General features: G+C 69.2%; 17 protein-coding genes. 10 read left to right on the forward strand and 7 right to left on the reverse strand.

Annotated features, from left to right (window positions below):
• Position 1 precedes the first annotated feature (1 nt).
• Positions 2 to 1,306, reverse strand: a complete 1,305-nt coding sequence (locus ACIHFD_RS38310) for a M20/M25/M40 family metallo-hydrolase (protein ID WP_397371150.1) — start codon at positions 1,304 to 1,306, stop codon at positions 2 to 4.
• On the reverse strand, positions 1,303 to 2,295 hold the full coding sequence (locus ACIHFD_RS38315) for an Lrp/AsnC family transcriptional regulator (RefSeq protein ID WP_350731335.1): 993 nt from the start codon (positions 2,293 to 2,295) through the stop codon (positions 1,303 to 1,305). Before ACIHFD_RS38315 ends, ACIHFD_RS38310 begins: the two co-directional genes overlap by 4 nt.
• Before the next feature lie 111 nt (positions 2,296 to 2,406).
• Between ACIHFD_RS38315 and ACIHFD_RS38320 the strand changes: the two genes are divergently transcribed.
• On the forward strand, positions 2,407 to 3,708 hold the full coding sequence (locus ACIHFD_RS38320; protein WP_397371151.1) for an MFS transporter: 1,302 nt from the start codon (positions 2,407 to 2,409) through the stop codon (positions 3,706 to 3,708).
• Here the strand turns inward: ACIHFD_RS38320 and ACIHFD_RS38325 are convergent.
• Positions 3,705 to 4,196 carry a gamma-glutamylcyclotransferase gene (locus ACIHFD_RS38325; RefSeq protein ID WP_313044612.1) on the reverse strand — a complete coding sequence of 164 codons (492 nt, stop codon included), beginning with the start codon at positions 4,194 to 4,196 and terminating at the stop codon, positions 3,705 to 3,707. The two genes, ACIHFD_RS38320 and ACIHFD_RS38325, sit on opposite strands and share 4 nt — an antisense overlap.
• A 227-nt stretch (positions 4,197 to 4,423) precedes the next feature.
• Between ACIHFD_RS38325 and ACIHFD_RS38330 the strand changes: the two genes are divergently transcribed.
• A complete protein-coding gene (locus tag ACIHFD_RS38330) occupies positions 4,424 to 5,812 on the forward strand; it encodes an NAD(P)H-quinone dehydrogenase (RefSeq protein WP_397371152.1) in 1,389 nt (462 codons plus the stop codon).
• 5 nt (positions 5,813 to 5,817) lie between these two features.
• Here ACIHFD_RS38330 and ACIHFD_RS38335 read toward each other — a convergent pair whose 3' ends face one another.
• Positions 5,818 to 6,249, reverse strand: a complete 432-nt coding sequence (locus ACIHFD_RS38335) for a MarR family winged helix-turn-helix transcriptional regulator (protein ID WP_397371153.1) — start codon at positions 6,247 to 6,249, stop codon at positions 5,818 to 5,820.
• A 126-nt stretch (positions 6,250 to 6,375) separates the two neighbouring features.
• On the opposite strand from ACIHFD_RS38335, the gene ACIHFD_RS38340 reads away from it, so the two are divergent.
• A complete protein-coding gene (locus tag ACIHFD_RS38340; RefSeq protein ID WP_397371154.1) occupies positions 6,376 to 7,197 on the forward strand; it encodes an NmrA family NAD(P)-binding protein in 822 nt (273 codons plus the stop codon).
• Positions 7,198 to 7,243: 46 nt separating this feature from the next.
• On the opposite strand, the gene ACIHFD_RS38345 is transcribed toward ACIHFD_RS38340, so the two are convergent.
• Entirely contained in the window at positions 7,244 to 8,140 is an 897-nt protein-coding gene (locus ACIHFD_RS38345) for an RNA polymerase sigma-70 factor (RefSeq protein WP_397371155.1), read from the reverse strand.
• A 14-nt stretch (positions 8,141 to 8,154) separates the two neighbouring features.
• Positions 8,155 to 9,003: an SDR family NAD(P)-dependent oxidoreductase gene (locus ACIHFD_RS38350; protein ID WP_397371156.1), complete on the reverse strand. Its 849-nt coding sequence runs from the start codon at positions 9,001 to 9,003 to the stop codon at positions 8,155 to 8,157.
• Positions 9,004 to 9,195: 192 nt separating this feature from the next.
• Between ACIHFD_RS38350 and ACIHFD_RS38355 the strand changes: the two genes are divergently transcribed.
• The 6 genes from ACIHFD_RS38355 (at position 9,196) to ACIHFD_RS38380 (ending at position 17,962) form a co-directional block, all read left to right on the forward strand.
• Entirely contained in the window at positions 9,196 to 11,484 is a 2,289-nt protein-coding gene (locus ACIHFD_RS38355) for a TIM-barrel domain-containing protein (protein ID WP_397371157.1), read from the forward strand.
• A gap of 17 nt (positions 11,485 to 11,501) precedes the next feature.
• Positions 11,502 to 12,809, forward strand: coding sequence for an ABC transporter substrate-binding protein (locus ACIHFD_RS38360; protein ID WP_397371158.1), 1,308 nt, complete (start codon positions 11,502 to 11,504; stop codon positions 12,807 to 12,809).
• Positions 12,810 to 13,673, forward strand: coding sequence for a sugar ABC transporter permease (locus ACIHFD_RS38365; RefSeq protein WP_350731352.1), 864 nt, complete (start codon positions 12,810 to 12,812; stop codon positions 13,671 to 13,673). It abuts the gene before it with no gap.
• Positions 13,670 to 14,491, forward strand: a complete 822-nt coding sequence (locus ACIHFD_RS38370; RefSeq protein WP_192790081.1) for a carbohydrate ABC transporter permease — start codon at positions 13,670 to 13,672, stop codon at positions 14,489 to 14,491. The genes ACIHFD_RS38365 and ACIHFD_RS38370 overlap by 4 nt, the downstream gene beginning before the upstream one ends.
• A 13-nt stretch (positions 14,492 to 14,504) precedes the next feature.
• Positions 14,505 to 17,384, forward strand: a complete 2,880-nt coding sequence (locus tag ACIHFD_RS38375) for a glycoside hydrolase family 3 C-terminal domain-containing protein (protein WP_397371159.1) — start codon at positions 14,505 to 14,507, stop codon at positions 17,382 to 17,384.
• A gap of 113 nt (positions 17,385 to 17,497) precedes the next feature.
• Positions 17,498 to 17,962 (forward strand): hypothetical protein, encoded by a 465-nt coding sequence (locus ACIHFD_RS38380; protein ID WP_397371160.1) that lies wholly within the window; start codon positions 17,498 to 17,500, stop codon positions 17,960 to 17,962.
• On the opposite strand, the gene ACIHFD_RS38385 is transcribed toward ACIHFD_RS38380, so the two are convergent.
• Positions 17,963 to 18,730 carry an SDR family NAD(P)-dependent oxidoreductase gene (locus ACIHFD_RS38385; protein ID WP_397371161.1) on the reverse strand — a complete coding sequence of 256 codons (768 nt, stop codon included), beginning with the start codon at positions 18,728 to 18,730 and terminating at the stop codon, positions 17,963 to 17,965.
• Positions 18,731 to 18,916: 186 nt separating this feature from the next.
• Between ACIHFD_RS38385 and ACIHFD_RS38390 the strand changes: the two genes are divergently transcribed.
• On the forward strand, positions 18,917 to 21,586 hold the full coding sequence (locus tag ACIHFD_RS38390) for a cellulose binding domain-containing protein (RefSeq protein WP_397371162.1): 2,670 nt from the start codon (positions 18,917 to 18,919) through the stop codon (positions 21,584 to 21,586).
• Positions 21,587 to 21,747: the final 161 nt, after the last annotated feature.

Consider the following 21,747-nt stretch of genomic DNA (forward strand, 5'->3'; position numbering starts at 1 on the left):
CTCAGTAGTTTAGGAGGAGCCTGTCCAGCACCCGCACCCCGAACTGCAGGGCGTCCACCGGCACCCGCTCGTCCACGCCGTGGAACATCGAGGCGAAGTCCATGTCGGCGGGCAGCCGCAGCGGCACGAAGCCGAACCCGCGCACCCCCAGGTCCGCGAAGAACGTCTTGTTGTCGGTGCCGCCCGACATGCAGTACGGGATCGCCCGCGCCGCCGGATCCTCGGCCTTGAGCGCCGCGATCATCGACTCGACCAGCGCCCCGTCGAACGTGGTCTCCAGCGCGATGTCGTGGTGCACGAACTCGCGCCGGATCTTCGGCCCGAGCAGCGAGTCGACGGTCTTGAAGAAGTCCTCCTCGAACCCGGGCAGGAAGCGCCCGTCGACCACCGCCGTGGCCTGGCCGGGGATGACGTTCGACTTGTAACCGGCGTCGAGCTGGGTCGGGTTGGTGGTGTTGCGCAGCGTCGCGCCGACGAAGCGGACGAGCGGCCCGATCTTGTCCAGGATCGGCTGCGGGTCGTCCTCGTCGAACGGGATCCCGAACGCGTCCGCGACCTCGGTGAGGAACTGCCGCACGGTCGGCGTGTACGTGAGCGGCCAGTCGTGGTCGCCGATCCTGGCCACGGCCTTGGCGATCTCGGTCACGGCGTTGTCGGAGTTGAGCATCGAGCCGTGCCCGGCCGTGCCGTCGGCGATGAGCTTCATCCAGGCCAGGCCCTTCTGGGCCGTCTCGATCAGGTAGAGCCGCAGGGACGGGTCCACCTCCAGCGAGTAGCCGCCGACCTCGCTGATCGACTCGGTGACGCCCTCGAACAGCTCGGGGTGGTTCGCGGTGAGGTACTTGGCGCCGTACACGCCGCCGGCCTCCTCGTCGGCCACCCACGCGAACACGAGGTCGCGGCGCGGCCGGCGCCCGTCGCGCTTGAGCTGGCGCAGCACGGCCAGCATCATCGCGTCCATGTCCTTCATGTCCACGGCGCCGCGGCCCCAGATGTAGCCGTCGCGCACCTCGCCGCCGAAGGGGTCGACGGACCAGTCGGCCGCGTTGGCGGGCACGACGTCCAGGTGCCCGTGCACGAGCAGGGCGGGCAGGGACGGGTCGGTGCCCTCGACCCGGGTGATCACGTTGCCGCGGCCGGGCTCGCTCTCGATGTACTTCGAGTCGATCCCGACCTCGGCCAGCCTGGCCATGACGACCTCGGCCGCGGCCCGCTCGCCGGGGCCCGTGCCGTCCCCGTAGTTGCTGCTGTCCACGCGGATCAGCTCTGCGCAAAGGTCGGCGACTTCGTTCTCGGCAGGTGTCATGGCGTCTTCTCCCAACGATGATCCAACGTGAGCAATCCGGACTTGTGGAGGTGGCCGCGCTTGTAGGCGCGGGTGATCAGGGTGAGGTCGCTGTCGGCGATCTCGTCATACTGCCCGACGACGCCGGTCATGAAGCGGTAGAGGTCGGCCTCGTGCGCGGCCACGACCTGCACGATGAGGGAATGGGTGCCCGAGGTGGCGGCGCAGTAACGCACGCTCGGGTGCCCGGCCAGCCGCTGCCCGACCAGGTCCAGCCCGTACGGCCGGACCTTCAGCCACAGCATGGCCTCGACCTCGAGCCCGAGCAGCGCGGGCTCCACCTCGGCCCGCGGCAGCAGCAGCCGCCGTTCGATCAGCGAGGTCACCCGCCTGCGCGCGGTCGGCACGGAGACGTCGAGGCGCTCGGCGACGGTGGTGAAGGCGATCCTGCCGTCGGCGGCGAGCAGCCGGGCGATCTCCTCCTCCAGAGGCGACAGGCCCTCCTCGTCGGGCAGGCACTCGGGGGGCGGCGCGGGTCGCAGTTCGAGCACCTCCTCCTCGCTGAGGTACGGCGCGTGCCACTCGGCCACGGTCCTGAACGTGTGGAGCACGACCTGAGCCTGCGTCTGCCGCACGCCGTAGATTTCGGACATCTGCGTGGACAGTACGTGATGCAGATCCTCGCGGGACGGGGAGACCAGCTCACAGCCGATGTCGGCGGCGCCGGTCAGCGCGTAGACCGAGCGCGTGTCGGGCCGGTCGGCCAGCGCCTCGGCCACCTTGCCCGCCGTGCCGGGGCGCACCTGGACGTGCAGGTGGACGGGCCGCCCGTGACCGGTGCGCAGGTCGTCGTAGATGGCCGTGACCCGGACGATCCCCTCGGAGATCAGGCGCTGCAGCCTCCTGGCGACCGTACGTTCGTGCTCGCCGACGACCCTGCCGATCTCGCCCCACGAGGCGCGCGGGCTGACCTGGAGCGCGGCGACGAGGCGCCGGTCGAGAACGTCCACCTGCAACCTGTTCTATGTCGGGTTTGTAAATATCTGGCCAGAGATTTGACTGTTTCGGTCGTCCAACTGCACAGTAAGCCATCTCCGCACTTTGCAGCAAAGGAGCCCCCCGTGGCGACCTCCCCCGTGGCGCATTCGCCAGTCGGCATTCCCAAGAGTCGTGTCCGCCAGCTGACGGCGGCCAGCATCGGCAACGTCGTGGAATGGTACGACTGGTACGCCTACACCGCCCTCGCGACCGTCTTCTCCGTCCAGGTCTTCCCGAAGGACGCCGGGGGCCTGGTGCCCTTGCTGAGCACGTACGGTGTCTTCGCCGTCGGCTTCTTCATGCGCCCGCTGGGCGGCCTGCTGGTCGGCTCGTTCGCCGACAGGTTCGGGCGCAAGGCCGCGATGACGTTCACGATCGTGCTTATGGGCGCCGGTTCGCTGCTGGTGGGCGTGACTCCGACGTACGAGGCCGTGGGCCTGCTGGCGCCGGTCCTCCTCACCCTGGCCCGCCTCATCCAGGGGCTGTCGGTGGGCGGCGAGTTCGCCGCCGCGACCACGTTCCTGGTGGAGTCGGCTCCGACCGGCCGCCGTGGCCTGTTCTCGAGCTTCCAGTACGTCAGCACCACCATCGGTCAGCTGCTGGCCCTCGGGCTGTCCGCACTGCTGGCCGCCAACCTGGACAAGGCCGACCTGTCCTCCTATGGCTGGCGCATCCCGTTCATCGTGGGCGCCGTGCTCAGCCTCGTCGGCCTGTGGATCCGCAAGGGCGCGGACGAGACCTCGGCCGTCGCGGAGGAGATCCAGCGCGGTGAGGTCAAGCGGCCGAAGCTGTTCGAGTTCCTGGTGGGCTACCCGAAGGAGGCCGCCACGATCGTCGGCATCACCGTCGCGGGCACCGTGGCGTACTACACCTGGACGACCTTCCTGCCGACCTACGCGCAGATCACGGTCGGCTTCGACGTGGCGGAGTCGCTCGAGATCGGCACGATCTCGCTGCTGTTCTTCATGGTGCTGCAGCCGCTGCTCGGCATGCTGTCGGACCGCATCGGGCGCAAGCCCATGCTGATCACCTTCGGCGCCGCCTTCGTGATCCTGCCGGTGCCGCTGCTCAGCATGCTGGGCAACTCGTTCGGGAGCCTGTTGACCGTGCAGCTGATCGGCATGCTGTTCCTCGGCTGCTTCACCTCGATCTCGGCTGCGGTGAACTCCGAGCTCTTCCCGACGAGGGTGCGCGCGGCCGGCGCGGGCTTCCCGTACTCGCTGACCGTGGCGCTCTTCGGCGGCACCGCCCCGCTCATCGGCACCGCGCTCAAGGACGCCGGGAACGTCGGGGTGTTCCCCTATTACATGTCAGCGCTGGCGCTGATCTCGACGCTGGTCTACATCTTCGTGCTGAAGGAGACCAAGGACCAGCCGCTGCGTTAACCGCCGTACGAGGTGCAGGGGCGCTCCCGCAACTCCTTGACGTAGTCGTCGGGGGCGCCCGCCCGCTCCGCCGCCTCGGCCAGGCTGCCGAGGTAGCGGGCCGACGGCAGGCCGCCCTCGTAGCCGTCGAGCACGTAGAACCAGGCCACGACCTCCCCGTCGAGGGTCTGCACCCGCAGCCGCACCTTGTGGTACGCCCCGCGCAGCGCGCCCTCCCACTGGTCGAGCGAGGTCTCCTCCCAGTCGGGCACGTCGTACAGCACCACGAACACGTGCTCGTCGGGATCCTCGACGATCGTGGCGATCGCGCCCTCCCAGGTGGGGTCGCTGCCGCCGAAGGTCAGCCGCCAGCCCGTCAGCCAGCCGACGCCCCAGATGGGGGAGTGCGGCGCGCGCATGGCCATCTGCTCCGGGTCCATGTTCGAGCCGTACGCGGCATAAAGCCTGGGCTCATTCGGCTTTCCTGCAGGACCTGAAAGCCACGCCACGGTCCACCCCTCTCGGCGGGTGCTGCACGTCATCCAGCTACCGCGCCATCCTGCCACGCTGGGCGGCCGAGTCGGTCCATCACTACGGATGTGGGGACGACGTGTCACCCCTCCGTCACCGAGCGGCATGATACCAGCCATCATGATCTTGAACCTTTTATCAGGCGTGTGCGGGTGGCAACGGCCCAGTTGCAGCCTTACCGAGACCATGCGGGACAATGGGTTACGTGACGAGGATCGTGATCATCGGTGGCGGACCAGGCGGCTACGAAGCGGCGCTGGTGGCCGCGCAGCTAGGCGCGCAAGTCACCATGATCGAGCAGGACGGCCCGGGCGGCGCGTGCGTGCTGACCGACTGCGTGCCGTCCAAGACGCTGATCGCGACCTCGGTCCGCAAGCAGGCGCTGCTCGACGCGCCGTCCCTGGGCGTGGCGTTCTCCGGCGGGCCCGACGGTGACGCGGGCGTGGTCGGGGTCGATCTGCCGCTGGTCAACAAGCGCGTGAAGGAGCTGGCCCAGGCCCAGTCCGCCGACATCGCCACCCGGGTCGAGGCCGAGGGCGTCGAGATCATCAGAGCGCGCGGGCGGCTGGTCGACCCGCAGGTGGTCCGGGCGGGCGACCGTACGATCAAGGCCGAGGTCGTGATCGTGGCCACCGGCGCGACGCCGCGCGTGCTGCCCGGCGCCGAGCCCGACGGCGAGCGCATCCTCACCTGGCGCCAGCTCTACGACCTGGAGGAGCTGCCCGAGCACCTGATCGTGGTCGGCTCGGGCGTGACGGGCGCGGAGTTCGCGGGCGCGTACCGCTCGCTCGGCTCGGAGGTCACGCTGGTCTCCAGCCGCGACCGGATGATGCCCAACGAGGACGCCGACGGCGCCGAGGTCCTCGAAGAGGTCTACCGCCGCCGCGGCATGAACGTCATGGGCCGCTCGCGCGCCGCCTCCGTCAAGCGCACGGCCGACGGCGTGGTCGTGACCCTGGAGGACGGCCGCACGGCCGAGGGGACCCACGCGCTGATGACGGTCGGCATGATCCCCAACACCGCCGGCATCGGCCTGGAGGAGGCCGGGATCCAGCTCGACAAGGGCGGCTTCATCAAGGTCGACAAGGTCTCGCGCACGTCCGCGCCCGGCGTCTACGCGGCCGGCGACTGCACGGGCGTGCTCATGCTGGCCTCGGTGGCGGCCATGCAGGGGCGCATCGCCGTCTGGCACGCGCTCGGGGAGGCCGTCCAGCCGCTGCGGCTGGCCACGGTGGCCTCCAACATCTTCACCGATCCGGAGATCGCGGCCGTCGGGGTCGCCCAGCGGTCCATCGAGGCGGGCGAGATCGAGGCCAACGTCGTCAAGCTGCCCCTGGCCACCAACGCGCGGGCGAAGATGCAGGGGTTCAACGACGGCTTCGTCAAGCTGTTCTGCCGCCCGCACACCGGGATCGTGCTGGGCGGCGTCGTGGTGGCGCCGCGCGCTTCCGAGCTGATCCTGGCGGTGTCGGTGGCGGTGCAGCAGCGGCTGACCGTCGACCAGCTCGCGCACACGTTCGCCGTCTACCCGTCGCTCTCGGGCTCCATCACCGAGGCCGCCCGCCGCCTCATGCAGCCGGGCCACGCCATCTGACCCCTTCAGCTCTCCTTGGCGAGGCGATCGGCCTGCGCGCGGCCCACTTCGGCGGCTCGGCGCAGGTAGTCGGCGATGACGGTCAGCTCCGGGCCGCTGTACCGCTCCAGCACCTCGCTGAACGCCTTGCCCGGTAGGTCCCAGGCCGCGCCGATCCTCTCCCGCGCCGAGGGCGCCAAAGCGACCAGGGCCCGCCTGCGATCGTCCGGGTCCGGGCGCCGCACCACCAGGCCCGCCTTCTCCAGCCGATCCACCAGGCGGGTGGCGGAGCCGGGCGTCAGGCCCGTCAGCCGTGCGATCTCGCCGGTGCTGACCGGCCCCGACTCCAGATCCAGCAGCGCCACGCACTGCAGGTCGGTGGAGTGAATCTGCAGATGGTCGGCCAATGCCTGGTTGAACAGCACGTACGCCGCGTAGTGCCGCTGGCTCTCATCCATGATCTGCTTCAGCGTTTCGGCTCGGTTTGACACCCGACAGTCCCATGCCTCACATTTATTTGCGTCACACAACTTTTGCGTGATGCAGTTTTTGTGTCACGCTCACATCTTAAGGCATGTACTGATATGACCATCCTTGTTACCGGCGCTCGCGGCGCCGTGGCCACCGAGCTCATCGCCCTCCTGCGTCAGCGCGGCCTGCCCGTCCGCCCCGCCTCAAGCCGTCCGACCGACCCGTCGATCGCCACCTGCGACCTCGCCGACCCGGCCACCTTCCCCGGTGTCCTCGCGGGCGTCAGCTCGATTTTCCTGTACGCCGAGCCCTCGCACATCGACGCCTTCGTGAAGGAGGCCGTCACCGCCGGAGTGGAGCACATCGTGTTGCTCTCGTCGTCCGCCGTGCTCGCCCCGGACGCCGAAACCCACCCGCTGGCCAAGCCCCACCTCGACGTCGAGCGGGCCCTGACCGCCGCCCCCGTCCGGAGCACGCTGCTGCGTCCTGGCGCCTTCGCCGGTAACGCCCTGGCCTGGTCCTGGCCCGCCAAGGCCGGTGCCCCGGTGAGCCTGCCCTACCCGGGGTCCTACAACGATCCCGTCCATGAGGCCGACCTCGCCGAAGCGGCCGCCGCCGTCCTGGCCGACCCCGCCCTGAGCGGCAGGGCGTACACGCTGACCGGCCCCGAGTCGATCACCTGCGCCGGGCAGATCGACATCCTCAGCCGCGTGACCGGCCAGGACATCGCCATCCGGAACGTCACCCGCGAGGAGTGGAAGACGGAGATGGCCGACTACGTGTCCGGACCCGTCGCCGACGCGCTGCTGGACTGGCAGCGCGCGAACGACGGCGTTCCGACCGAGCTCACCACGGACCTCGAGCGGCTGATCGGACGGCCCGGCCGCACGTTCGCCACCTGGGCGCAGGAGCACGCGGCCGCCTTCAAGCCCTGACGACAGCGCAGGCGTCAGCTCTGCGAACGGATTGAACAAGAGGGCGTCATTGCAGGGTGAGCGGGGTCTCCGATGCGATGCGGGTCAGCTTGTGCGGGTTGCGGACGTAGTAGAGGCCGGTGATGCGTCCGTCCTCGACATCGATCGCGACGACGCCGTCGATCTCGCCGTCCACGCGGAGAATGAGTGCCGGGCTGCCGTTGACCACGGTGGGCTCACCGGTGAGCGCGACGCCGGCCTTGCCGGGGCCGCCGACGACGAACCGGGCCACCTTGCCGGCGCTGACGATGGGCCGCGGCGCGGCCTGCCTGACGCCGCCGCCGTCGCTCACCAGGACGACCTCGGGGGCGAGCACGTCCAGCAGGCCCTGCAGGTCACCGGCTTCGAGCGCGCGCCGGAACGACTCCAGTGCCGCCCGGGTCTGCTCCGGGGAGACCGCCTCGCGCGGGCGGCGGGCTTCGACGTGCCGGCGGGCCCGGTAGGCGATCTGGCGGACGGCCGCGGGGCTCTTGCCGACGGCGGCCGCGATCTCCTCGTAGCCGACATCGAAGGCCTCGCGCAGCACGAAGACGGCGCGCTCGGTCGGCGACAGCGTCTCCAGGACGAGCATGAGCGCCATCGACACACTCTCGGCGAGCTCGACGTCCTCGGCCACGTCCGGCGCGGTGAGCAGCGGCTCGGGCAGCCAGGGGCCGACGTACGCCTCCTTGCGGAGCTTCATGCTGCGCAGGCGGTTGAGCGACTGCCGGGTGGTGATCCGGATCAGGTAGGCGCGCCGGTCGCGCACCTGCTCCAGGTCGGCCTTGACCCAGCGCAGCCAGGTTTCCTGCAGGACGTCCTCGGCGTCGGCCGCCGAGCCGAGCATCTCGTAGGCGACGGTGAAGAGCAGGTTGCGGTAGGTGAGGAAGGTCTCGGTCGCCGGGCTGGTGGCGTGCTCGCTCATCTGTCGTCTTTCTCCTACGTGGCAGGGCGCTGGGTGCCGTGCGCCTGTGCCGAAAGATCCTGCCAGTCGGCCCAGGTCTTGAGCCGGTCGGCGTAGGCCTGCTGGACCATCGGGTAGAAGCCCTGGCCGAAGAGCACCCGCAGGGGCGGGTTGGCGGAGTCGACGAGCTTGAGGAGTGCCTGGGCCGCGGCGGCCGGGTCGCCGGCGGGCTGCTTTCCGGCGACCGCGCCGAGGCGTTGGCGCAGACCGTCGTAGGCCGGGTCGGTCCGGGCCATGTGGCCGTTGGCGAGCGGGTCCGGGTTCTTGCCGGACCTGGTGGCGAAGCCGCCGGGCTCGATGATGGTCACCTTGACGCCGAAGTCGGCCACCTCGCCGGCGAGGGCTTCGTTCAGGCCCTCGAGGGCCCACTTGGAGGCGTGGTACGCGCCGCCGAGCGGCATGGCGATGACCCCGGCCGCCGACGACAGCTGGATGATGTGCCCGGAGCGCTGCTCGCGCAGGTAGGGCAGAGCGGCCTGGACCACCCACACCGCGCCGAACAGGTTCGTCTCCATCTGGTCGCGCAATTGCTGCTCGGTCAGCTCCTCGATGGCGCCGATCTGGGCGTAGCCGGCGTTGTTCACGATGACGTCCAGACGGCCGAAGTGCTCCTTGGCCCGCTTCACGCTGTCGAGGACGGCGGCCCTGTCGGTCACGTCCATCTCCAGCGGGAGCACCGCGTCGCCGTAGGCATCGACCAGCTCGTCAAGGCTTCCGGTGGTCCGCGCGGTCGCGGCCACCTTGTCGCCCCGGGACAGGGCGGCCTCGACGAAGCTGCGGCCGAGGCCGCGCGACGAACCGGTGACGAACCAGACCTTGCTCATGATGTCTTCCCGTTCTTTCCGCTGTCTGCTGTCCCCCCCAAGACACACGGCGAGGCACAGACGTAACACCCATCCGATGTGACCTGTGTCTCCCTGGACTTGCGGATGCGGTAGGGCGATACCGTTGACGTTTGTTGGTATGGACAGCAAACTAATTCACGAGTTTTGCGCAGCCGTTTGTAAGGAGCTTCCATGCCCTATCGCCCCCCATTGGTCACGCACGAGTACTTCGTCGCGGACCCGCCCGAGCTTCCGGTTCGCGGACGAGGCGAGGGTGGTCTGTCGGCGGTGACCGCCGCGGAGCTGGTCGCGGCCGACGGCGCCGAGGTGATGGTGAAAGCGGTCACCACGGCGGAGGAGACGCTGGTCGTCCAGGTGGGTGTGGCCGGTGAGGGAGTCATCCGGGTGCGGTTGTCGGAGGACGCGACCGCCCGGCCGCGCTCGGAAGGGGCCATCTCCCTCGTGACCCCCGGCACGTATCCAGGGGCACGTGCCGGGGTCGCGCCGGGCGAGCCGATCGTGATCGACGCGGGCTCGCTGCGGGCCGAGATCAGCTTGGCGCCGTGGCACCTGAAGTTCACGGACGCGACCGGTAGGACGCTGGTCGAGCAGGATCGGGGGCACACCGACATCAGCGGACGGCTGCGTACGCTGCCCTTCGGCCGCTCCAGCGTCAACGGCGCCCCCGTCGCCTACCACGAGAGCTTCGCCGCCGCGCCCGACGAGGCCTTCAGCGGGTTCGGGGAGTCGTTCACACGGTTGGACAAGCGCGGCCAGCGCCCGCTCATGTGGAACTTCGACGCGTTCGGCGCCGAGTCGCAGCGCGCGTACAAGAACATCCCCCTGTACGTCTCCAGCAAGGGCTACGGGGTCCTCGTCGACAGCGGGGCCCCGACGGAGTTCGACGTGTGCCAGTCCACGCACAGCGTCGTGCAGATCCTCGTGCCGGACGACGTGATGGACTACTACGTGATCGCCGGGCCGACGCCGGCGGAGGTCCTGGACCGTTACGACCTGCTGACCAGCCGCCCGTCGCTGCCGCCGAAGTGGGCGTTCGGGACGTGGATCTCGTCGGGGTTCTGCGTGGACAGCCAGGAGCGGGTGCTGGCCAGGGCGCGGACGATCAGGGAGCGCGGCATCCCGTGCGACGTGCTGCACCTGGACACCTACTGGCAGAGCGACGGGCACTGGTCTGACCTGCAGTGGGACCCCGTGAACTTCCCCGACCCGGACGCGATGCTGGCCGAGCTCAAGGGGATGGGGTTCCGGGTCTGCCTGTGGATGAATCCGTATATCTCCCACCTGAGCCCCGCCTTCGCGCAGGCATCTGATGCCGGATATTTCTTGAAGAATCTGGCGGGGGAGACGTATGTCGCCGACTGCTGGCACGGGTCGTTCCCGGCGTGCGGGATCGTGGACCTCATCAACCCGCAGGCCGTCGCCTGGTTCCAGGGCCTGCTGCGCGACCTCCTGCGCCAGGGCGTGGACACGTTCAAGACCGACTTCGCCGAGGGCGTGCCCGCCGACTCCGTGGCCTTCAACGGGATGAGCGGCACCGACCTGCACAACGTCTACACCCTGCTGTTCAACGACGCCGTCGCCGCCGTGACCCGCGAGGTGCACGGCCACGACCTGGTCTGGGCCCGCTCCTCGTACCTCGGCGGCCAGCGCCACAGCGCCCAGTGGGGCGGCGACACCTACACCAGCTACGCCGCCATGGGCAGCACGATCAGGGGCGGCCTCGCGCACGGCCTGTCCGGCGTGCCGTTCTGGAGCCACGACGCCGGCGGCTTCACCGGCCGGCCCACCGACGACCTGTACGTGCGCTGGACCCAGTTCGGCGCGCTCTCCCCGCTGCTGCGCCTGCACGGCACGACCACCCGCGAGCCGTGGGAGTTCCCGGCCGTCGAGGAGCAGGCCGTCGGCGCGCTGAAGCTGCGTTACCGGCTGATGCCCTACATCTACACGGCGGCCGTCGAGGCGGCCCGCACCGGCGCGCCCATGATGCGGGCCCTGTGCGTGGACCACCCGGACGACCCGGTGGCCTGGCAGGCCGACCTGCAGTACCTGCTCGGCCGGGACCTGCTCGTCGCCCCCATGACCGCGCCCGAGGGCTCCCGCCAGGTGTACCTGCCGCGCGGCACGTGGGTCGACTACTGGACGGGCGAGGTGCTCGAAGGCTCCCGCTATGTCACGGTCGGCAAGCCGCTCGACCAGATCCCCCTCTTCGTCCGGCACGGCGCGCTCATCCCGGTGGTCACCGACCCAGGGGACACGGTGGACGTGCCGGCCGAGATCACCCTCGTCGCCTTCGGGGGCGGCGACGGGACTGCGGAAATCCACGACACGGACGGCGTGACGGTCGCCGTCGCCACCAGGGACGGCGATGTGCTGCGCGTCGCCGTCACCGGCCCGAAGCGCGTCACCGGGATCGAGATCGCCCCGGTGGCCGGCGCTCCCGCGCGGGCCGAAATCTCGTAACACCCCCTGGAGGGATCATGGTGAAGTCAAGAGCCGCGGCGGTGCTGGCCGTCGCGGTCCTGGTTCTGTCGGCGTGCGGCTCGGGAGGCTCGGAGACCCCGTCCGCCCAGAGCAGCAGTCAGCCGCGCACTCTCAAACTCTGGCACTACGAGTCGGCCGACAGCGCCATGGGCAAGGCGTGGACCGAGGCGATCAAGAAGTTCGAGGCGTCCCACCCGAACGTGAAGATCAAGTTCGAGGCCAAGGGCTTCGAGCAGATCCAGAAGACGGCGAGCATGGTCCTCAACTCCGACGAGGCGCCCGACATCATGGAGTACAACAAGGGCAACGCCACCGCCGGTCTGCTGTCCAAGCAGGGGCTGCTCACCGACCTGAGCGAGGAGGCCGCCAAGCGCGGCTGGGACAAGCTGCTGCCCGGCGGCCTGCAGACCACCGCCAAGTACGACGACCGCGGCGTCATGGGCTCCGGCAAGTGGTACGGCGTGCCGAACTACGGCGAGTTCGTGATGGTCTATTACAACAAGGACCTGTTCGACAAGCACAAGGTCCAGGTGCCGACGACGTTCGAGCAGTTCACGGCCGCGATGGACACGTTCGTCAAGGCAGGGGTGACCCCCCTCGCCACGGCCGGCGCCGAGTACCCGGCCCAGCAGATCTTCTACCAGCTCGCGCTGACCAAGGCGCAGAAGCCGTGGCTGGATGCCTTCCAGTCCTACAAGGGCAAGGTCGACTTCCACGGTCCCGAGTTCACCTACGGCGCCGACACGTTCGCCGACTGGGTGAAGAAGGGCTACATCGCCAAGAACTCGTCGGGGATCAAGGCCGAGGACATGGGCGTGTCGTTCATCAACGGCAAGTTCCCCATGATGATCAGTGGTAGCTGGTGGTACGGCCGCTTCGCCTCGGAGATCAAGAAGTTCGAGTGGGGCCACTTCCTCTTCCCCGGCGCCACGATGGCCCCGGGCTCCAGCGGCAACATCTGGGTCGTGCCCGAGAAGTCGGAGAACAAGGACCTGGCCTACGACTTCATCGACATCACGATGAGCAAGGACATCCAGAACCTCCTGGGCAACTCCGGCGGCGTCCCCGTGGCCGCGGACCCGGCCGCGATCACCGATGCGAAGAGCAAGGAGCTCATCGAGACGTTCAACAAGCTCACCAGTCAGGACGGTCTGGCCTTCTATCCCGACTGGCCCGCGCCCGGCTACTACGACGTCCTCGTCGCCGGGGTCCAGAACCTCATCAACGGCAGCAAGGCCCCGGCCGCGGTGCTGGACGAGATCGCCAAGCCGTACGAGGACAACCTCGCCGACATCGGTAATTAGATGAGAGTTCGCACGAGGGGGTACTGGCTCTACCTGGCCCCCAGCCTGCTGCTGTTCCTGGTCGTCATCGTCGTGCCGTTCCTCATGAACGTGGGCGCGAGCTTCACCCGCTGGTCGGGGGTGGGCACGCCCAGGTGGATCGGGTTCGACAACTACACCAGGCTGCTGAAGGACGAGCGGTTCTGGCAGTCGTTCCAGCACAACGTGGGCCTGATCGTGGCCATGGCCATCGTGCCGACCGCGATCGGCCTCGTGCTGGCGGCCGCCCTGTTCGACTACATCGGCAAGAAGTTCGGGCCGCGCACGGCCTCGGCGCTGCGGGCCATGTACTACCTGCCGCAGGTGCTGCCGGTGGCCGTGGCCGGCGTGGTGTGGGGCTGGATGCTGCACCCGTCGTACGGCGCGATCAACCAGATCTTCGGCCTCGACCTCGACTGGCTCGGAGATCCCGACCTGGCGCTGGCCACGGTCATGGCGGTCATGGTCTGGTTCCAGCTCGGCTACCCGGTGGTGATCTTCATGGCGGGCCTGCAGCGCGTGGACCCGGCCTACTACGAGGCGGCCGAGATCGACGGGGCCTCGTGGTGGCGCCGGTTCTGGCACATCACGATCCCGCAGATCCGGCCGGAGATCTTCGTGGTGCTGCTGACGTGCACGATCGCCGCGCTCAAGGTGTTCGGGCCGATCTTCGTGCTGACCCGCGGAGGGCCCGGCAACGCGACGATGGTGCCGTCGTACTTCTCGTACCTGAACTTCTTCCAGAAGAGCAACGTCGGGTACGGCTCCGCGATCGCCACGGTGCTGGCCCTGATCATCATCGTGGTGACGTTCCTGTTCCTGCGGGTCCAGGAGCGTGCGGAATGAGGGGCCCGGGACGCTGGGCGGTGCTGTTCGCGCTGGTCGTGCTGGCGGTCGTGATGGTGTTCCCGTTCGCGATCGTGGCGATCAACGCGGTCAAGTCGCCGGCCGAGTACAGCTCCGACGGGCCGCTGAGCCTGCCCGACGGGCTCTACCTCCAGGGGCTCGTCGACTTCTGGAACCGGGTGGAGTTCGGCACGAAACTCTGGAACAGCCTCCTGATCAGCGCGTCCGTGGCCGTGCTCGCCGTCGTGCTGTCGGTGCTCAACGCGTACGCGCTGGGCATCGGCAGGGTGAAGGGCCGGCTGTCGATCCTCGTGCTGTTCCTGGTGGCCAACACGCTGCCGCAGGAGGCGCTGGCCTACCCGCTGTACTACCTGGCCAAGGCGGTCGGGCTGTACGACACGCAACTGTCGGTGATCATCGTCATGACGGTGATCCAGGCGGCGTTCGGCACGTACCTGCTGAGCGCGGTCCTGGGCCAGTTCCCGAAGGAGATCCTCGAGGCGGCGGCGATCGACGGCGCGGGGCGGCTGCGGTCCCTGTGGCGGATCGTGGTGCCGATCAGCAGACCCACCCTCAACGTGCTGCTGATCTTCTTCTTCATCTGGACCTGGAACGAGTTCTTCCTGCCGCTGATCTTCCTGATCTCGAACGACACCCAGACGGTGCCCGTCGCGCTCGCCGTGCTGCAGGGCGAGAAGTACATGGACGCGACGATGTCCAGCGCCTCGGCGCTGCTCGGCCTCCTGCCGGCGGTCGCCTTCTTCCTGATCTTCCAGCGCACGCTGACCCGAGGTGTGACGGTCGGCGCCATCAAGTGATGGAGAACCATTGATGCGAAAGATCCCATTATTAGCCACCCTCACGCTGGCGGCCTCGCTGCTGGCCGTACCTCCCGCGCAGGCCGACGGCCTCCCGTTCCAGAACCCGGCCCTGCCGGTGGAGCAGCGGGTCGACGACCTGCTCGGCCGGCTCACGCTTCAGGAGAAGCTGGGCCTGCTGCACCAGTCGCAGGCGGCCATCCCGCGGCTGGGCATCGCGTACCACAAGAACGGCACCGAGGCGCTGCACGGCGTCGGCTGGTCCAACCACCTCAACGACGGCTGGAGCCAGAAGTTCGCCAGCGGCACCGTGTTCCCGCAGGCCGTCGGTCTGGCCAGCACGTGGGACCCCGAGCTGATCAAGCGGGTCGGGTCGGCGGTCGGCGACGAGGTCCGCGGTTACAACGACGCGGACCCGGTCCTGTGGGGCCTGCAGGTGTGGGCTCCCGTCGTGGACCTGCTGCGGGACCCGCGGGCGGGCCGCAACGAGGAGGGCTACTCGGAGGACCCCCTGCTGACCGGGGCCATCTCCACCGCCTACGGCAAGGGCCTGCAGGGTGACGACCCCGTCTACCTGAAGACCGCGCCCGTGCTGAAGCACTACCTGGCCTACAACAACGAGACCAACCGCGGCACCAGCTCCTCCAACCTGACGCCGAAGCTCAAGCACGAGTACTACGAGCAGGCGTTCAAGGCGGCCATCTCGGCCAACGCCGCGACCGGGGTCATGGCGTCGTACAACCTGGTCAACGGGCGGCCCAACCACGTCAACCCCGACCTCGGCAGCACGGTCAGGTCGTGGACGGACAAGACGCTCTACAACGTCAGTGACGCCTGGGGGCCGTACGCGCTCACCGAGCTGGAGAAGTACTACGACAACAAGCCCGAGGCGTTCGCCGCGGTGCTCAAGGCGGGGCTCGACAGCTACACCATCGACGACAGCAACGCCGGGCCGCTGGCCGAGCACCTGACGGCCGCGCTCGGCCAGGGGCTCATCACCCAGGCCGACGTGGACCGGGCTGTGCGCAACGTGCTGACCATCCGGACGCGGCTGGGGCACTTCGACCCGGACGGCGGGCCGTACAAGAAGATCACCAAGGACGTGATCAACAGCCCGGCCAACCAGCAGCTCAACCGGGAGGCCGCGGGCAGGGCCGCGGTGCTGCTGCGGAACTCCGGCGCCCTGCCGTTCAAGGCGCCGAAGTCGGCGGCCGTGGTCGGCCCGCTGGCCGGGACGCTCTACCGCGACTGGTACGGGGGCAAGGCGCCGTACCAGGTCACGCCGGTGGACGGGATCAAGGAGCGCGTCGGGGACGTCAGCACCGGCGCGGGCCTGGAGCGGATCGCGCTCAAGCACCTCGACTCCGGCAAGTACCTCACCGCCACCGGCACCGGGGCCGACGACAACGCCGCCCTGATCGACACGGCGCCGACCGCGGCCTCCCAGTGGGACCTGACCGACTGGACCGGTGGCGTGTCCACGCTGCGCAACGCGGGCAACGGCAAGCTGCTCGGCGGCGACTGGCGCTCGCTCGACACCGACGACGCCGACCCCGACGGCTGGTACGTCCAGCAGCAGTTCGCCCTCGAAACGCAGGCGGACGGCAGCTACCTGATCAGGTACGCCGGCTACGAGACCGTCGAGGGCTGGTACGGCCTGCCCGACCCGTACGTGACCGTCTCCGCCGACGGCACACTCGGCCTGGCGCCCAAGGCTCAGGCGGCCAAGTTCGGCAAGGAGATCGTCTCGGACGGCGTCGCCGCGGCCGCCGCGCAGGCCGCCAAGGCCGAGGTCGCGGTCGTGGTGGTGGGCAGCCACCCGTTCGTGGCCGGGCGCGAGTTCCACGACCGTGCCAACCTGCAGCTCGGCGCCGGGCAGCGGCGGCTGATCGAGGCCGTGCGCAAGGCGAACCCGCGCACCGTCGTCGTCCTGGAGACCAGCTACCCGGTCGTCGTGGACGCCCCGAACCTGCTGTGGACCACCCACGCGGGCGCGGAGACCGGTCACGCCGTCGCCGACGTGCTCTTCGGCGCCGTCAACCCGGCCGGCCGGCTCACCCAGACCTGGCCCGCCGGCGACAGCCCGACGGACATCTACAACTACGACCTGGCCAAGACCGGGATGACGTACCTGTACGGAAAGGGCAAGCCGCTCTACGCGTTCGGGCACGGCCTGAGCTACACCACGTTCGGCTACCAGGGCCTGACCGTCCAGGGCGACAAGGTGAGCGTCAAGGTCACCAACACCGGCAAGGTCAAGGGCGACGAGGTGGTCCAGCTCTACACCCACCAGCGCGAATCCCGCTTCAAGCAGCCGGTCAAGCAGCTGCGCGCCTTCCAGCGGGTCACGCTGAACCCGGGCGAGACCCGCACGGTGACCTTCACCCTGAAGAAGTCCGACCTGGCGGTCTGGGACTACACCCGGGGCAAGTGGGCCGTGGAGAGCGCCACCCACGACGTCCTCGTCGGCTCGGCGTCCGACCGGATCCGCCAGTCCACCACGCTGCGGGTCTCCGGCGAGACCGTCCCCGTGCGTGACCTGGCGAAGACCACGCGGGCGATGGACTTCGACGACTACGCGGGCGTGGTGTTCGCGGACGAGACCAAGGCCGGCGGCGAGGCCGTGGAAGGGTCGGCGGGGGACTGGGTCTCCTTCACCGGCGCCTCCTTCGGCTCCAAGTTCACGGCCGGCGTGTCCTCGGTGAGCGGCGGCTCGCTGGAGCTGCGCTCCGGCTCGCCGACCGGCGCCCTGCTGGGCACCGTCCAGGTGCCCGCCACGGGCGGCGTCTATCAGTGGGGTACGGCGACCGCCACGGTCAAGGCGGGCAGCGGGAGCCTGTACCTCGTGTTCAAGGGTGATCTGCGGATCAAGGACTTCGCGCTCGCCCGATGACGTTTCGTGGCGGCCATGAGCATGGTCATGGCCGCCGCGGAACACCCCTTGCCTTATTTGGATAGTTGTGCTATCTATTGCCTAGATAACTCGACTATCCAATGGAGGCTTCGGTGATCGTGATCGTTCTGCTGGTCGCCACGCTGGCGTTCCGGCTGCTGGGCGCGCTGGGTGTGGCCAGGTTCGCCACCTGGAGGGTCAGTGCCGCCCACGGGCTGGCGGTCATGCTGGTGATGACGGCCAGCGCGCATTTCGTTCCGGAGGGCGTGACGTTCATGCCCAACCGGGCTGACATGGTGGCCATGGTGCCGCCGTTCGTGCCGTTCCCGGTCTTCGTGGTCTATCTGACCGGCGTGCTGGAGCTGGCCGGCGCGGTCGGGCTCGTGCTCGAAAGGACCCGCAGGGCCGCCGGGATCTGCCTGGCGCTGCTCTTCGTGGGCCTGCTGCCGGCCAACGTGCTCGCCGCCCTCGCCGGCCAGGACGTGACGCCGCTCTGGGAGCGGATCCCCGAGCAGGTCCTCTACATCGCGATCGCGCTGTGGGCCGCCGCGCGCAGCCGCGAACTCAGCCGCGTGTGATCACCGGACGGTCCACCCTCCGTCGACCACCAGCGTGTGCCCCGTGACCAGGGAGGCGGCGGGCGAGACCAGGAACAGCACCGCGCCGGCCACGTCCATGGGCTCGCCGATGCGGTGCAGCGCCGCGATCCGCTCGACCACGTCCGCCTCGAACGCCGGGTCGGACAGGGCCTGCTCGGTCCCCGGGGTGCGGATGAAGGTCGGGGCCACGTTGTTGACGGTGATGCCGTGCGGGCCCCACTCGACCGCCAGGCAGCGGGTCAGGTGGGCGATGGCCGCCTTCGTCATGCAATAGACGGACTCGCCGGGCAGGGCGACCTCGCCGGCCTGGGATCCGACGTTCACGATCCTGCCGTACCCCTGCCGGATCATGGCCCGGCCCACGGCCTGGCCGGTCAGGAAGGTGCCCTTCAGGTTGACCGCGAGCGTCCGGTCGAAGTCCTCCTCCGTGACGTCCTCGGCGGGGTTGCCCGGGGCGATGCCGGCGTTGTTGACCAGGATGTCGATCCGCCCGAACCGGTCGAGCGTCTCCTCCACCGCCCGGGAGATCTGGCCGGGGACCGTCATGTCCATCTGGAGGGGGAGCGCGGCGCGCCCCAGCCCGGTGATCTCGTCGGCCAGCCCGCCGTCCTCGCCGATGTCCCGCAGGCCGATGGCGACGTCGGCCCCGGCGTTGGCCAGCGCCAGCGAGATGGCCCGCCCGAGGCCCCTGGCCGCCCCGGTGACCAGGGCGACCTTCCCGTCGACCCGGAATTCGGGAAACTCCATGCTGCCGTCCTTAATTCGTTGTATGTCCAAACTATTGACCGTCAGCGCGCCCGTGTGTGAGCCTTCTTGAGTAGCTCATGCGCGAAGGCGCGGTGACGGTCAGGGTCCCTGCACTCTGCTCGTGCATGGCGGTCATCTGAAGCCTTTGGGGCGCCTGCTGGCGTGCCTGGAAAGGGAGAGCCGCGCATGCGAAGAAGATTATTGGTCATGTTCACGGTCGCCGCCGTGCTGCTCGTGGCGGCTATCGTGCGGATGTCGCCGGTCTCGGCCGTCGCCTCGGATCCGTACGCGTACAAGAACGTCAGGATCGACGGCGGCGGCTTCGTACCCGGCATCATCTTCAACCCCACGGAGAAGAACCTCATCTACGCCCGCACCGACATCGGCGGGGCGTACCGGTGGAACCAGTCCACCAAGTCCTGGACCCCGTTGCTGGACTGGGCCGGCTGGGACAAGTGGGGCTACAACGGCGTTATCAGCCTCGCCACCGACCCCGTGCAGACCAACCGGGTGTACGCCGCCGTCGGCATGTACACCAACAGCTGGGACCCCAACAACGGCGCGATCCTGCGTTCGACGGACAAGGGCGACAACTGGCAGGTCACCCCGCTGCCCTTCAAACTGGGCGGGAACATGCCCGGCCGCGGCATGGGCGAGGCGCTGTCGGTGGACCCGAACAACAACAGCGTCCTCTACTTCGGCACCCCCAACGGCAACGGGCTCTGGCGCAGCACCGACTACGGCGCCACCTGGGCGAAGGTGGCCAGCTTCCCGAACCCGGGCAACTACGCCCAGGACCCGAACGACTCCAACGGCTACCTCAGCCACAAGCCAGGCGTGGTCTGGGTGACCTACGACCCGCGCTCGTCCACCAAGGGCACCGCCACCAAGACCATCTACGTGGGCGTCGCCGACAAGGAGAACACCGTCTACCGCACCACCGACGCGGGCGTCACCTGGTCGCGCGTGGCCGGCCAGCCGACCGGCTACCTCGCCCACAAGGGCGTGCTGGACACCACCAACGGCTACCTCTACATCACGACGAGCGACACCGGCGGCCCGTACGACGGCGCCAAGGGCGACGTGTGGCGCTACGCCACCGCGACCGGCACCTGGACCCAGATCAGCCCCATCCCGTCGTCCAGCTCCGACGACTACTTCGGCTACAGCGGCCTGACCATCGACCGGCAGAAGCCGGGCACGATCATGGTGGCCACGCAGATCTCCTGGTGGCCGGACGTGATCTTCTTCCGCTCCACGGACTCCGGCGCGACCTGGACCCGCGTGTGGGACTGGACCTCGTACCCGAACCGCAGCTTCCGCTACAAGCAGGACATCTCGGAGAACCCGTGGCTGACCTTCGGCGCCAACCCGCAACCCCCTGAGGTCACGCCCAAGCTCGGCTGGATGACGGAGTCCCTGGAGATCGACCCGCTCGACTCCAACAGGATGATGTACGGCACCGGCGCCACGATCTACGGCACCGAGGACCTGGCCAAGTGGGACTCGAACACCCAGTTCACCATCAAGCCCATGGCCAAGGGCCTGGAGGAGACGGCCGTCCTGGACCTGATCAGCCCGCCGAGCGGCGCGTCCCTGGTCAGCGCCCTGGGCGACATCGGCGGCTTCCGCCACACGAACCTGGACGCCGTGCCGTCGATGATGTTCACGGCCCCGGTCTTCACCACGACCACCAGCCTGGACTACGCGGAGAAGTCCCCGTCGATCCTGGTCCGGGCGGGCAGCTTCAAGGACTCCGACCGCCCGAACGACAGCCACGTGGCCTTCTCCACGGACGGCGGCGCCAACTGGTTCCAGGGCACGGAGCCGGGCGGCATCGACGAGGGCGGCACGGTCGCGGCCGCCGCCGACGGCTCCCGCTTCGTCTGGGCGCCCAAGGGTGTCACGCCGGTCTACTCGGTGGGGTACGGCAACTCCTGGCAGCAGGCGTCCGGCCTGCCCACGGGGGCGATCGTGGAGTCGGACCGCGTCAACGCGATGAAGTTCTACGGCTTCAACGGCGGGCGCCTCTACGTCAGCACCAACGGCGGCGCGACCTTCACCGCCACCGCCGCCTCGGGCCTGCCCACCAGCGGCAAGATCAAGGCAGTGCCGGGCAAGGAGGGCGACCTGTGGCTGGCCGGCGACGGCGGCCTGTGGCACTCCACCGACAGCGGCGCGTCCTTCACGAAGCTGTCGGGCATCACCAATTCGGTGAACGTCGGCTTCGGCAAGGCGGCGCCCGGCGGCACGTACGTGGCGATCTTCGCGGTGGCCACGATCGGCGGCGTCACGGGCCTGTACCGCTCGGACGACGCCGGGGCGAACTGGGCGCGCATCAACGACGACAAGCACCAGTGGGGCAACATGGGAGAGGCCCTGACGGGCGACCCCAGGGTTTACGGGCGCGTCTACGTCGGCACCAACGGCCGTGGCATCCTGTACGGCGACCGCACCGGCCCGCCGGTAACCGTCACGCCCACCCCGACCCCCACTGTGACCCCCACTGTCACGCCAACCGTGACCCCGACCGTCACCCCCACCGCGGGGTCGGGCTGCGCGGCGACGTACAAGGGAGTGAACGAGTGGTCGGGCGGCTTCCAGGCGGAGGTCACCGTCAAGAACACGGGCGCGGCGCAGATCACGGGCTGGAAGGTGACCTGGACCTGGCCGGGTGACCAGAAGATCAGCCAGCTCTGGAGCGGCACCCCGACCCAGACGGGCGCCAACGTGAGCGTCGTCAACGCCGGCTACAACGGCACCCTGGCCCCGAACGGGACGACGTCGTTCGGCTTCACCGGCACCTTCACCGGCACCAACACCCCACCCGCCACCCTCACCTGCACCCCGGCGTAAGCAAGGCCTTCCACGAGGGGGGCGCTGCGCGCCACGGGATTCCAGCCAGCGCCCCTTTCGATCCCCCTCAACCCCCCGCTCGCTCCCGGTCCCGGGCCGGCACGCTCGCGCTGCCGCGCTGGTTCCGTCGCCTGCGTATCCGCCGGGAGATCCGCGACGAC

The sequence above is a fragment of the Nonomuraea sp. NPDC051941 genome (genome assembly GCF_044593615.1).

What these genes read in the sequence shown, in the direction of transcription:
- ACIHFD_RS38360 (WP_397371158.1), top strand. Translation starts at nt 11,502, where the DNA reads ATGGTGAAGTCAAGAGCCGCGGCGGTGCTGGCCGTCGCGGTCCTGGTT.
- ACIHFD_RS38335 (WP_397371153.1), bottom strand. Translation starts at nt 6,249, where the DNA reads ATGGATGAGAGCCAGCGGCACTACGCGGCGTACGTGCTGTTCAACCAG.
- ACIHFD_RS38340 (WP_397371154.1), top strand. Translation starts at nt 6,376, where the DNA reads ATGACCATCCTTGTTACCGGCGCTCGCGGCGCCGTGGCCACCGAGCTC.
- ACIHFD_RS38365 (WP_350731352.1), top strand. Translation starts at nt 12,810, where the DNA reads ATGAGAGTTCGCACGAGGGGGTACTGGCTCTACCTGGCCCCCAGCCTG.
- ACIHFD_RS38310 (WP_397371150.1), bottom strand. Translation starts at nt 1,306, where the DNA reads ATGACACCTGCCGAGAACGAAGTCGCCGACCTTTGCGCAGAGCTGATC.
- ACIHFD_RS38390 (WP_397371162.1), top strand. Translation starts at nt 18,917, where the DNA reads ATGCGAAGAAGATTATTGGTCATGTTCACGGTCGCCGCCGTGCTGCTC.
- ACIHFD_RS38350 (WP_397371156.1), bottom strand. Translation starts at nt 9,003, where the DNA reads ATGAGCAAGGTCTGGTTCGTCACCGGTTCGTCGCGCGGCCTCGGCCGC.
- ACIHFD_RS38375 (WP_397371159.1), top strand. Translation starts at nt 14,505, where the DNA reads ATGCGAAAGATCCCATTATTAGCCACCCTCACGCTGGCGGCCTCGCTG.
- ACIHFD_RS38345 (WP_397371155.1), bottom strand. Translation starts at nt 8,140, where the DNA reads ATGAGCGAGCACGCCACCAGCCCGGCGACCGAGACCTTCCTCACCTAC.
- ACIHFD_RS38370 (WP_192790081.1), top strand. Translation starts at nt 13,670, where the DNA reads ATGAGGGGCCCGGGACGCTGGGCGGTGCTGTTCGCGCTGGTCGTGCTG.
- ACIHFD_RS38355 (WP_397371157.1), top strand. Translation starts at nt 9,196, where the DNA reads ATGCCCTATCGCCCCCCATTGGTCACGCACGAGTACTTCGTCGCGGAC.
- ACIHFD_RS38385 (WP_397371161.1), bottom strand. Translation starts at nt 18,730, where the DNA reads ATGGAGTTTCCCGAATTCCGGGTCGACGGGAAGGTCGCCCTGGTCACC.